The 11,837-nt window shown below is 68.5% G+C and carries 11 protein-coding genes; 4 read left to right on the plus strand and 7 right to left on the minus strand.

The window, feature by feature from the left end; all coding sequences use genetic code 11:
* Window positions 1–11 precede the first annotated feature (11 nt).
* The 5 genes from pheS to ACU4E7_RS09435 form a co-directional block, all read right to left on the minus strand.
* Window positions 12–1,121, minus strand: a complete 1,110-nt coding sequence (gene pheS, locus ACU4E7_RS09415; RefSeq protein WP_443267866.1) for a phenylalanine--tRNA ligase subunit alpha — start codon at window positions 1,119–1,121, stop codon at window positions 12–14.
* A 167-nt stretch (window positions 1,122–1,288) separates the two neighbouring features.
* Complete coding sequence (rplT, locus tag ACU4E7_RS09420; RefSeq protein ID WP_238123645.1) at window positions 1,289–1,651, minus strand: 50S ribosomal protein L20; 363 nt, start codon at window positions 1,649–1,651, stop codon at window positions 1,289–1,291.
* 29 nt (window positions 1,652–1,680) lie between these two features.
* Entirely contained in the window at window positions 1,681–1,881 is a 201-nt protein-coding gene (rpmI, locus tag ACU4E7_RS09425) for a 50S ribosomal protein L35 (RefSeq protein ID WP_237346208.1), read from the minus strand.
* 172 nt (window positions 1,882–2,053) lie between these two features.
* Entirely contained in the window at window positions 2,054–2,257 is a 204-nt protein-coding gene (locus ACU4E7_RS09430) for a hypothetical protein (protein ID WP_238123644.1), read from the minus strand.
* A gap of 59 nt (window positions 2,258–2,316) precedes the next feature.
* On the minus strand, window positions 2,317–3,333 hold the full coding sequence (locus tag ACU4E7_RS09435; protein WP_447021358.1) for a TRAP transporter substrate-binding protein: 1,017 nt from the start codon (window positions 3,331–3,333) through the stop codon (window positions 2,317–2,319).
* 264 nt (window positions 3,334–3,597) lie between these two features.
* Here ACU4E7_RS09435 and glpD point away from each other — a divergent pair, with 264 nt between their 5' ends.
* The 4 genes from glpD (at window position 3,598) to ACU4E7_RS09455 (ending at window position 8,535) form a co-directional block, all read left to right on the plus strand.
* The gene (gene glpD, locus ACU4E7_RS09440; protein WP_447021359.1) at window positions 3,598–5,112 is read left to right on the plus strand and encodes a glycerol-3-phosphate dehydrogenase; all 1,515 of its coding nucleotides are present in this window, start codon (window positions 3,598–3,600) and stop codon (window positions 5,110–5,112) included.
* A gap of 34 nt (window positions 5,113–5,146) precedes the next feature.
* Complete coding sequence (gene glpK, locus ACU4E7_RS09445; RefSeq protein ID WP_447021360.1) at window positions 5,147–6,664, plus strand: glycerol kinase GlpK; 1,518 nt, start codon at window positions 5,147–5,149, stop codon at window positions 6,662–6,664.
* A gap of 131 nt (window positions 6,665–6,795) precedes the next feature.
* A complete protein-coding gene (gene bluB / locus ACU4E7_RS09450) occupies window positions 6,796–7,515 on the plus strand; it encodes a 5,6-dimethylbenzimidazole synthase (RefSeq protein ID WP_447021611.1) in 720 nt (239 codons plus the stop codon).
* Between the two features lie 144 nt (window positions 7,516–7,659).
* Entirely contained in the window at window positions 7,660–8,535 is an 876-nt protein-coding gene (locus tag ACU4E7_RS09455) for a methylated-DNA--[protein]-cysteine S-methyltransferase (protein ID WP_238123696.1), read from the plus strand.
* 36 nt (window positions 8,536–8,571) lie between these two features.
* Here the strand turns inward: ACU4E7_RS09455 and ACU4E7_RS09460 are convergent, their stop codons facing one another.
* On the minus strand, window positions 8,572–10,554 hold the full coding sequence (locus ACU4E7_RS09460; protein ID WP_238123640.1) for a MacB family efflux pump subunit: 1,983 nt from the start codon (window positions 10,552–10,554) through the stop codon (window positions 8,572–8,574).
* Between the two features lie 10 nt (window positions 10,555–10,564).
* Entirely contained in the window at window positions 10,565–11,812 is a 1,248-nt protein-coding gene (locus ACU4E7_RS09465) for an efflux RND transporter periplasmic adaptor subunit (RefSeq protein ID WP_447021361.1), read from the minus strand.
* Window positions 11,813–11,837: the final 25 nt, after the last annotated feature.

An 11,837-nucleotide genomic window follows, 5' to 3' on the forward strand; every position in this document is an offset into this window, starting at 1 on the left:
ATCGCCATCACTCACGCGCTCAGGCCACCGGCGAGGGTGGGGAAATCGAGCGGGCGGAAGCCGTAGTGGGAGAGCCAGCGGACGTCGGCCTCGAAGAAGGCGCGTAGGTCGCTCATGCCGTATTTCAGCATGGCGATGCGGTCGATGCCCATGCCCCAGGCAAAGCCCTGGTACACGTCGGGATCGAGGCCGCAGTTGCGGAGCACGTTCGGGTGCACCATGCCGCAGCCGAGGATTTCCAGCCAGTCGTTGCCCTCGCCGAAGCGGATCTCGCCCGGGCGGGAGCGGTCGCACTGGATGTCCACTTCCATGGAGGGCTCGGTGAAGGGAAAGAAGGACGGGCGGAAGCGCATCTTCACCCCGTCCACCTCGAAGAAGGCCTTGCAGAATTCTTCCAGGATCCACTTCAGGTGGCCGAGGTGGGAGCCCTTGTCGATCACCAGCCCCTCCACCTGATGGAACATGGGGGTGTGGGTCTGGTCGCTGTCGCAGCGATAGGTGCGCCCGGGGCAGATGACGCGGATGGGCGGCGCCTTCGACATCATGGTGCGCACCTGCACCGGCGAGGTGTGGGTGCGCAGCACCTTGCGGGTGCCGCTCTCGTCCGGCGGCAGGAAGAAGGTGTCGTGCATCTCGCGGGCCGGATGGCCGGGCGGGAAGTTCAGCGCCGTGAAATTGTGGAAGTCGTCCTCGATGTCGGGGCCTTCCGCCACCGAGAAGCCCATGTCGGCAAAGATGGCCACCAGTTCCTCGGTGACCTGGGCGATGGGATGCACCCGGCCCACCTCCGCCGGCGCCTCGCGCACGGGCAGCGTCACGTCCACCCGCTCGGTGGCGAGGCGCGCCTCGAGGGCGGCGGCCTTCAGCGTCTCCTTGCGGGCGGCCAGCAGGCCCTGCACCCGGTCGCGCAGGCCGTTGATGGCGGGGCCCATCACCTTGCGCTCATCGGGGCTCATGCCGCCGAGGGACTTCAGCAGCTCCGAGACGGTGCCCTTCTTGCCCAGCGCGGTGATGCGGACCTGCTCCAGGGCGGCTTCATCATCGGCGCCGAGGATGGCGCTGGCGATGTCACGCTCCAGCGCGTCGAGGGCGGGGTGATCGGTCAGGACGAATTCGGACATGGAAGGTCCTCGAAATGAAAGGCGTCAAAGCACGGGCCTGGTAGCGCGTCCGGGATCCGCTGTCGCAACGGCGCGGGACGGCGGCGGCCCGGTCGCCCGTGATCCATGCACAAAAGCCCCGCACGGTGGTCCGTCGGGGCTTTCGCAGGTCTCGGAAGGCGAAAGGATCAGGCCAGAGCGGCCTTGGCCTGCTCCACCAGGGCCTTGAACGCGTCGGGCTCGTGGATGGCGATATCCGAGAGCACCTTGCGATCGATCTCGATCCCGGCCTTGCCGAGACCATCGATAAATCGCGAATAGGTCAGGTCGAGATCAAGCGCGCGCACGCCGGCATTGATGCGCTGGATCCACAGGGCGCGGAAGTTCCGCTTCTTCACCTTGCGATCGCGATACGCATACTGCATCGACCGCTCGACGGCGGACTTGGCAGCGCGGATGGTATTCTTGCGACGGCCGTAAAAGCCTTTGGCGGCCTTATAGACCTTCTTGTGCTTGGCGTGGGCGGTAACGCCACGTTTCACGCGGGCCATGGGTATGCTCCTTCAGATCGTGACTGGCGTCAGCCGTTGGGCAGGAAGTGCTTGCGGATGACCCGCCCGTCACTCTCGCTCAGGATGGTGGTGCCGCGCAGATTGCGGATCTGGTTGTTGGTGCGCTTGATCATGCCGTGGCGCTTGCCGGCCTGGGCGGCGATGACCTTACCCGTACCCGTGAGACGGAAGCGCTTCTTGGCTCCCGACTTGGTCTTCATCTTGGGCATTTGGCTCTCCGTGGCCGCGATCCATCACGCCTTGCGGGCGAAGGACGCTCAGCCTCTTGTTGCTGTTGAGCGGTCTGGACCGTCACGGCAGCCCTTTTTCGCCGGCCGGTCCGAAGGCGCGTTGGTTACAGGAGCGCGGCGCGAAAGGCAAGGGGTGGCCAAGGGGCGGGCCCTATTTCCCCTGCATGGGCGTAAAGCCCAGGCTGCGCGGCGGCCGATGGGCAGTGAGCCAATCGGGCCAGCCCCACAGGGCCTCCACCGCGAAACACACCACGGCGAGGGCAATCACCCCGGCGAAGATCATGACATGGGTGCGCGAGGGTGGGCGCCGAACCCAATAGGCCATGCGCATGAGCAGCCGAACGAACAGATCCATGGCCAAAAGCCTAGACGTTGCCGGGAAGCCCGGCAACGCGCGCCCCACGGCCGGCGGGCTCAGCCGAGCTTGCCGGTGTAGGTCTCGAGGATCGACCAGGCCTCGTCGCCATATTTGCCTTTCCACTCGCCATAGAAGCCGGCGGTGCCGAGCTGGGCGCGGAAGCTCTCGGGCTTGGGCGCGTTGAAGGCGAGCCCCTTGGCGGTGAGATCCTTCTGCAGCTCGGTGTTGAGCGCGGCCACGTCGGCGCGCTCCTTCATGCCGGCTTCGTTGATATGCTTGGCGACGATGGTGCGCAGGTTTTCCGGCATGGCCATGAAGGCCCGGCGGTTGGCGAGGAACCAGAAGCCGTCCCACATGTGGTTGGTGAGGGAGCAGTATTTCTGCACCTCATAGAGCTTCGCCGTGGAGATGATGGCGAGCGGGTTCTCCTGCGCATCCACCGTGCCGGTCTGCAGCGCCGTGTAGACCTCCGCGAAATTGAGGCTCGCCGGGGCCGAGCCGAACGCCTTGAACATGGAGGTCCACAGGGGTGAGACCGGCACGCGGATCTTCAGGCCCTTGAGGTCGGCGGCAGTGTCGATGGGCTTGGTGGAAGTGGTGATCTGGCGGAAGCCGTTGTCCCAGATCTTGTCCATGGCAATGATGCCGGCCTTGGCGATCTGCCCGCGCACATAGTCGCCGAGCTTGCCGTCCATGGCCTTCCACACCGCCGCATAATCGGGGAACGCGAAGCCGATGCCGCTGATGGAGGCGTTGGGCACCAAGGTGGAAAGAATGAGTGGCGACAGGGTGAAGAACTCGATGCCCCCGGAGCGCAGCTGGCTCAGCATGTCGGTATCGCCGCCGAGCTGGTTGGAGGGGAACACGCTGATGGCCACCCGCCCGTCGGTCTCCTTCCTGATGGCCTCCACCATCTCCGCCGCGCGGATGTTCATGGGGTGGGTCACGGGCAGGTTGTTGGCATATTTGTAGGTGAATTCCGGCTCCTGCGCGCGGGCGACGAAGGGGGCGAAGACAGTGCCGGTCAATGCGGTGGCGCTCGCCTGCAGCAGGGTGCGACGGGTCAGGGTCATGTTGGGGCCAGCTCCTTGCACAGGTCCGGGATGGACCTGCATCCTTGCGGGGATTGACGTGTCCTCAGCGGGGTCCGACGTGGCGCGAACCTCTCGTTACCCCCATGCTGGCCTGCCCTTCGCGGTTTCGCAAGCGGTGTCCGGTTAGGCGCCGCCGCGCAGGATTGTCATTGACGCGCGATCAAACGCCGCCATGGTTCCAGGCTTGGTGTTCGGCTGATTCTGACCGGTCGAATTCGCGCGGCCGCAGGCGGAGCAGGTGGGATGGCCGGGAGCCCGGAGATCTTCGACGTGGCCGTCATCGGCGGCGGCATCAATGGCACCGGCATCGCCCGCGATGCCCAGGGGCGCGGCCTCTCCGCGGTGCTGTTCGAGAAGGGCGATTTCGCCTCCGGCACGTCGTCCGCCTCCACCAAGCTCATCCATGGCGGCCTGCGCTATCTGGAGCATTACGAGTTCCGCCTGGTGCACGAGGCGCTGGAGGAGCGCGAGGTTCTGTGGGGCATGGCGCCCCACATCATCTGGCCGCTGCGGTTCGTGCTGCCGCACCACCGGGGCCTGCGGCCCGCTTGGCTGTTGCGTCTGGGGCTGTGGATCTACGACCATCTGGGCGGTCGCCGGCGGCTGCCGCCGACCCGCAGCGTGGACCTGCGGCGCGATCCCCTGGGCGAGCCGCTGAAGCCGCTGTTCACCCGCGGCTTTGAATATTCCGACTGCTGGGTGGAGGACGCCCGTCTCGTTGTGCTCAATGCCCTCGATGCCGCCGAGCGCGGTGCCAGCATCCGCCCGCGCACCCGCGTGCTGGGGGCCCGGCGCGCGGACGGGCTTTGGCTGATCCAGTGCGAGCACGACGGGATCATCAGCGAGGTGGCGGCCCGCAGCCTGGTGGATGCCGCCGGCCCCTGGGCCGGGGATGTGCTGGACAGCCTGGGGGTCCGTGCCAGCGCCCATGTGCGGCTGGTGCAGGGCAGCCACATCGTGGTGCCGCGCCTTTATGCCCATGATCGCTGCTACATCTTCCAGAATGCCGACGGGCGCATCATCTTCGCCATTCCCTATGAAGGGGATTTCACCCTCATCGGCACCACCGATCGGGACTATCAGGGGCGTCCCGAGGACGTGGCGGCGACGCCGGAGGACATCGCCTATCTGTGCGCCGCCGCGAGCGAATATTTCGCCGCGCCGGTGACCCCCCACGCGGTGGTGTGGAGCTATTCCGGCGTGCGGGCGCTCTATGACGACGGCGCCGGCCGGGCCCAGGACGCCACCCGCGACTATGTGCTGACCCTGGACGCGCCGGCCGGAGGGCCCCCGCTGCTCAGCGTGTTCGGCGGCAAGATCACCACCTACCGTCGCCTCGCCGAGGCGGCGCTGGCCAAGCTGCTGCCCCACTTGCCGGGCGGGCCGGCGCCGGCGCCGTGGACGGCGGGCGCCACCTTGCCGGGCGGGGACTTTCCCCGCCAGGGCTTCGACACCCTGGTGGGCGAGCTGCGGCGCACGTTTCCCGAGCTGGACCCGGCGCTGCTGCGTCGCCTCGCGCGAGCCTACGGCACCCGGGCCGGGCGCCTGCTGGACGGGGTGAAGGGCGAGGACGACCTCGGCGAGTGGTTCGGCGCCCATTTGTGCCAGCGCGAGGTGGATTACCTCATGGACGTGGAATGGGCGCACAGCGCGGATGACGTGTTGTGGCGCCGCACCAAGCTGGGGTTGCGACTCAGCCTGGAGGAGGCGGCGGCGCTCGCCACCTACATGGCGCTGCGCCGCGCGCGCAGACGATAAGCACACGGCCGCATCACGGCCGGCGGGAGGAATCATGGCCGCATTCATCCTCGCCCTCGATCAGGGCACGACCTCGTCGCGCGCGTTCCTGGTGGGGCCGGATGGCGCCATCGTCGCCGGGGCGCAGCGGGAGCTGCCGCAGCATTTTCCCGCGCCCGGGTGGGTGGAGCAGGAGCCGGAGGATATCTGGCAGAGCGTGCTCGCCTGCGCCCGCGAGGTGATGATCCGCGCCGGCGTGAGCGCCGCCGCCATCGCCGCCATCGGCATCACCAACCAGCGTGAGACCACTTTGGTGTGGGATCGCGCCACCGGCCAGCCCATCCATCGCGCCATCGTCTGGCAGGACCGGCGCACGGCCCCCGCCTGCGCCCGGCTCGCGGCCGAGGGACATGGCCCTCGGATGTCGGCCACCACCGGGCTGCTGCTCGATCCCTATTTCTCCGCCACCAAGATCGCCTGGATTCTCGATGCGGTGCCGGGCGCGCGGGAGCGGGCGGCGCGCGGCGCCCTCGCCTTCGGCACCGTCGACAGCTTCCTGCTGCATCGCCTCACCGGCGGGCGCGTCCATCGCACCGATGCCACCAATGCCAGCCGCACGGCGCTGTTCGACATCCATGCGGGGCAGTGGGATCCGGCCCTGCTCGACCTGTTCCAGGTGCCGGCGGCGCTGCTGCCCGAGGTGTGTGACAGCGCCGCCGATTTCGGCACCACCGATCCCGAATGGTTCGGCGCGCCCATCCCCATCCGCGGCATCGCCGGTGACCAGCAGGCGGCGGCGGTGGGGCAGGCCTGTTTCGCGCCGGGGGCCATCAAATCCACCTATGGCACCGGCTGCTTCGCCCTGCTCAACACCGGAACCCAGCCGGTGACCTCCCGCCACCGCCTACTCACCACCATCGCCTATCAGCTGGAGGGGCGGCGCACCTATGCGCTGGAAGGCTCCATCTTCGTCGCCGGCGCGGCCGTGCAATGGCTGCGCGACGGGCTGGGGCTGATCGACAGCGCTGCGGCCACCGGCCCCCTGGCGGCGGCCGCCGATCCCGATCAGGACGTGGTGCTGGTGCCGGCCTTCGTCGGGCTCGGCGCGCCGTATTGGCAGCCGGAGGCGCGCGGCGCGCTGTTCGGCCTGACCCGGGCCACCGGTCCGGCCGAGCTGGCCCGCGCCGTCCTGGAGAGCGTGTGCTTCCAGACCGTGGACCTCATGGAGGCCATGCATGCGGACTGGGTGGGGGCGGCCGGCGCCGACACCGTGCTGCGGGTGGACGGCGGCATGGCCGCCTCGGACTTCACCCTGCAGCGGCTCGCCGACCTGATCGCCGCGCCGGTGGACCGGCCGGTGTGCGCCGAGACCACGGCCCTCGGCGCGGCCTATCTCGCCGGCCTCAACTGCGGTTTCTTTCCCCCGCCGGACACGTTCGCGGCGCGCTGGCGGCGGGACCGGCGCTTCACCCCGCAGATGGCGGAGCCGGAACGTCATCGTCGCCTCGCCCTGTGGCGCGATGCGGTGCGCCGGGTGATCGGCCCGGCACCGGCCGGTGGGGAACGGCCTTGACCGACGCGACAGAGTGTCGCCATCTGATGGCAAGATCCAAGTCGGCACATGCCAAGTCGGCACATGCCAAGTCGGCACATGCCAAGTCGGGAGGAGGGGCCGTGGCACAGGACAGCAGCGCCCGGGAGCGCATGGCCGGTCCCCAGGCGGAGATCCCGGCACGGACGGACGATGGCCAGCAGGGGGGCTTCAGTGCCGCCGAGCGGGCCGCCATCTATCGCTGCATCACCGAACGGCGGGACGTGCGGCGCAATTTCCTGCCCGATCCGGTGCCCGATGACGTGCTGGGGCGAGTGCTGGCGGCGGGCCATGCGGCCCCCTCGGTGGGCTTCCTGCAGCCCTGGAACTTCATCGTCATCCGCGATCCCGCCACCAGGACGGCCCTGCATGACGCCTTCACCCGTGCCAATGGCGAGGCCGCCCGGATGTTCGAGCCGGAGCGGGCCAAGCTCTACCGTTCCTTGAAGCTCGAAGGCATCCTGGAGGCGCCGCTGATGCTGTGTGTCACCTGCGAGCGCGATCGCGCCGGGCCGGTGGTGCTGGGGCGCACCCACCAGAGCGAGATGGACATCTATTCCACCGTCTGCGCGGTGCAGAACATCTGGCTCGCCGCGCGGGCGGAGAATCTGGGGGTGGGCTGGGTCTCCATCCTGTCGCTGGCGGACCTGCGGGCTATTCTCGGCATTCCCGAGCCCATCGTGCCCATTGCGCTGCTGTGCGTGGGCTATGTGGCCCGCTTCGAGACGACGCCGGATCTGGAGCGGGCCGGCTGGCGCAAGCGGCTGCCGCTGGAGGATCTGGTGTTCTCCGAGCGCTTCGGTGTCCTTGCCTCCGGCAAGGGGGTGAGCTGAACGGCGGGAGGAAAAGGTTCGCCGCGAAATCGGGTGGCCGGCGCCGGCACGCTTTGGTGCAATGGGTCAAGCCCGATAGGATGGAGATGCCCCGTGCTGGCGCTCGATGCTCCCGCTTTTCGCCTGTTCCCTGCCGCAGGTCCCATGATCGCGACCCCCGCCACGCCCCTTGAGATCGCCGCCTGTGACTATGACGTGGTTCACCGGGCGGTGGAGTACATCTCCCACCACATGCGCCGCCAGCCGGAGGTGGAGGAGATCGCCGCCGCCGTGGGCGTGTCGTCCCGGGCGCTGACGGACCTGTTCCGCCGCTGGTGTGGCCTCACCCCCAAGGCGTTCCTGCAGGCGGTGACCCTCGACCGGGCCCGCCGGGTGCTGGCCGAAAGCCCCAATGTGCTCGATGCCGCGCTGGAGCTCGGCCTGTCGGGGCCCGGCCGGCTGCATGATCTGTTTGTGGTGCACGAGGCCATGTCGCCGGGCGAGTGGAAGACCGGCGGCGCCGGGCTGCTGATCCGCTACGGCTTCCACCCCTCGCCGTTCGGCCAGGCGCTGGCCATGTCCACCGGCCGGGGGCTGTGCGGCCTCGCCTTCGCGGATGCGGGCGAGGAGGTGGCGGCGCTGGCCGACATGCGGGCCCGCTGGCCCAATGCGGATTATGTGGAGGATCCCGCCGCCACCGCGCCTTTGGTGTCGCGCATCTTCAACCCCACCGCCTGGCGTGACGACCAGCCTTTGCGCATCGTCTTCATCGGCACGGATTTCGAGATCCGGGTGTGGGAGACGCTGCTGCGCATCCCCATGGGCCGGGCCACTACGTATTCCTCCATCGCCGCCCACGTGGGCAAGCCCAAGGCGGCGCGGGCGGTGGGCGCCGCCGTCGGCAAGAACCCGATCTCCTTCGTGGTGCCGTGCCACCGGGTGCTGGGCAAGAGTGGGGATCTGACCGGCTATCACTGGGGCCTCACCCGCAAGCGCGCCATCCTCGGCTGGGAGGCCGGCAAGGCCGGCGCCAGCGCGTGAGCGGGGCCGGCTGAACGCGGCCCCGGCGCGCCGCGCTCAATCCCGCGACAGGGCTTCCACCGGATCCAGCAGGGAGGCGCTGCGCGCGGGCAGGTAGCCGAACACGCCGCCGATGAGGCTGGATGAGACGAACGCCAGCACGATGGAGGCGCCGGAATAGACCAATGTGAAGTTCGACCCCACATAGGTGAACAGCACGCCGAAGCCGAGCGCCGTGCCAATGCCCAGCACGCCGCCAATGAGGCACACCAGCACCGCCTCGATCAGGAATTGCTGGAGGATGTCGGAGCGCCGGGCGCCCACCGCCATGCGCACGCCGATTTCCGCCACCCGCTCCGACACCGACACCAGCATGATGTTCATCACCCCGATGCCGCCCACCAGCAGCGAGATGAGGGCGATGGCGGCAATCAGCAGGGTCAGCGTCTCGGTGGTGGAGGTGATGGTTTTCCGGATGTCGTCGGTGTTGAGGATGAAGAAATCCTGCTTGCCGTGGCGCTGGGTGATGAAGTCGGTCACTGCCGTCTCGGCCAGGGCAGTATCCACATCGTCCGCCACCCGCACGGTGATGGAGCGCAGTGAGGTGGTGCCGAGCAGGCGCGCCTGCACCGTGGTGTAGGGCAGGTAGATGGACAGGTTCTGGCTGGAGCCGAAGCCGCCCTGCTGCTGCTCGGCGATGCCCACCACCCGGCACGGCACGTCGCCCACCAGGATCACTTCGCCGATGGGGTCGCCGGGGAAATCGGCGAACAGGGTCTTGCGGGTGTTCTCGTCGATGACCGCATCCTGGGCGTAGGTGCGCACCGCCTCGGCGTCAAACAGGCGGCCCTGGGCGAGCTTGGTGCCGCGGGCGGTGAAATACTGTTCGCCCACGCCATTCACCAGCGCGCTCGCCTCGATGGAGCGGAACCGCACCGTCTTGGAGGTGGAGACCGTGGGCGTCACCGCGGCCACATAGGGCTGGTCCGCCAGCGCCTTGGCATCGGCCACCACCAGCGTGGTGATCTTGCCCGAACGCACATCGCCGAAGGTCTTGCCGGGGAACACCTCCAGCGTGTTGGTGCCGAGCGAGGAGATGTTGGCGAGCACTTTCTGCCGCGACCCTTCGCCCAGCGCCACCACGCACACCACCGAGGCGATGCCGATGATGATGCCCAGCATGGTGAGGAAGGTGCGCAGCCGATGGGCGTTCATGGCCAGCAGCGCCATGCGGAACGCTTCCTGGAAGCGCATGATCAGCGCCTGGAGGGGATGACCGGCCGGCTGCGCCGCGGCGGCCACCGCCTGCGCCTCGCCGGGGTCGGCGGCGACGACGGGGGGCGCCGGGGCCTTGCCAGTGCGGCGATCGGAGATGATGGCGCCATCGGAAAATTCGATGATGCGCTCGGCCCGGGCCGCCACGTTCATATCGTGGGTGACGATGACGATGGTCTTGCCCTCGGCGTGCAGCTCATCGAGGATGCGCAGCACTTCCTCGCCGGAGGTCTTGTCGAGGGCGCCGGTGGGCTCATCCGCCAGGATCAGGTTGGCGCCGTTCATCAGCGCGCGGGCGATGGAAACGCGTTGCTGCTGGCCGCCGGAGAGCTGGCCCGGGCGGTGGCCGGTGCGCTCGCCCATGCCGAGCCGCTCCAGCAACTCCAGCGCGCGGGTGCGTCGGGCGCCGGCGGTCCAGCCGGCATAGATGGCCGGGATTTCCACATTGCCGAGGGCGGTCAATTCGCCCAGCAGGTGATAGCGCTGGAAGATAAAGCCGAAATGTTCGCGCCGCAGCGCCGCCAGCTCGTCCGGGGCGAGGCTCGAGGTCTCGCGGCCGGCGATCTTGTAGCTGCCGGAGGTGGGGCGAGCGAGGCACCCCAGGATGTTCATGAGGGTGGACTTGCCGGAGCCCGAGGCCCCGACAATGGCCACCATCTCTCCCTGCTCGATGGTGAGGTCGATGTCCTTGAGGACGGTGAGAACCCCCTCGCCGGCGGGATACTCGCGCCGGAGCTTGTGGAGTTCGATCAGCGGCGTGCCCATGGCGGATCCGTCACAGGCCCATGGGCGGCGGCGGCATGCGCCGTGCGGCGCTGGTGCCGCCAGCGCCGGAGAGCTGGCCGGTGACCACCGTTTCGCCCGCCTTCAGGCCGGAGCGGATCTCCGCCCGGGTCTTGTTGTTGAGCCCCACCTCCACGAACCGGGTGATCACCTCGCCATTGGGCTCCAGCACCCGCACCGCATAGCGCCCGTCCTTCTGCTTGGCGCCGAGCGCCGCCGAGGGGATGGTCAGGGCATTCTTGGCGCTGCCAAGCACGATATGGACCTCGGCCGTCATGTAGGTGCGCAGCTTCCCGTCCGGGTTCGGCACGTAGAAGATGCCGTTGTAGTAGATGGCGCTCGACGTGGACGTGCTGGATGAGGACTTGCTGCTGCTGCTCGAGGTGGAGGAGGTGGAAACGAGGCTGTCGCTGGTGATGGATTCCGGCGCCGGCTCGATGAACTCCAGCTTGGCCTCGTAGCGCTGGTCCGGTTCGCCGATGATGTTGAAATAGAGGCTCTGGCCCGGCTTCACCTTCACCACGTCGGCTTCGGAGATCTCGGCGCGCACCATCATGGTGTCGAGGTCGCCGAGGATGACGATGGTGGGCGTGGTCTGGTTGGCGTTCACCGTCTGGCCTTCCTGGCTGACGATGTAGAGCACGGTGCCGTCCATGGGCGCGGTGATGCGGGTGTAGCCGAGGTTCACCCGGGCGGTGTCCACCGCCACCTCGGCCTCGATGATCTGCGCCTCCAGGGCGGCGATCTGGGCCCGGGTGGTGGCCACATCCGCCTGGGCGGTCTCGAAATCAGCCTGGGAGACGGCGGTCTGCGCCACCAGCTTCTTCTGGCGGGCAAGGGTCTGCTCGGCCAGCACCAGGGTTGCTTCTTTTTCCTGCTTTTGGGCACGCATGTTGGCGACCGATGCCTCGGCGGTGCGCAGGGAATTCTGCTGGGTGACGGAATCGATCTCCGCCACCAGGTCGCCCTGCTTGAGCTTCTGGCCGAGCTGCACCTTGATGGAGGTGACGCGGCCGGACACCTGGGCGCCCACTGCCACCAGCTTGGCGGGCTTCAGGGTGCCGGTGGCAAGCACCGTCTCTTCCACTGTGCCGGTGGTGACCCGGGCGGACATGATCTTCGGCGCCTCGGGCGGGAAGAGGGTGTCCTTCAGCAGCAGTGCCGCCACCAGCGCGGCGATCACCAGCGCGCCGATGATGATGGCCCGCCGGCGCCCGGGCACGCGAAGCGCAGCGGTCATGGCCGCGCCTCCAGCGGCGGACGGG

The organism is Xanthobacter sp. ZOL 2024 (assembly GCF_052932325.1).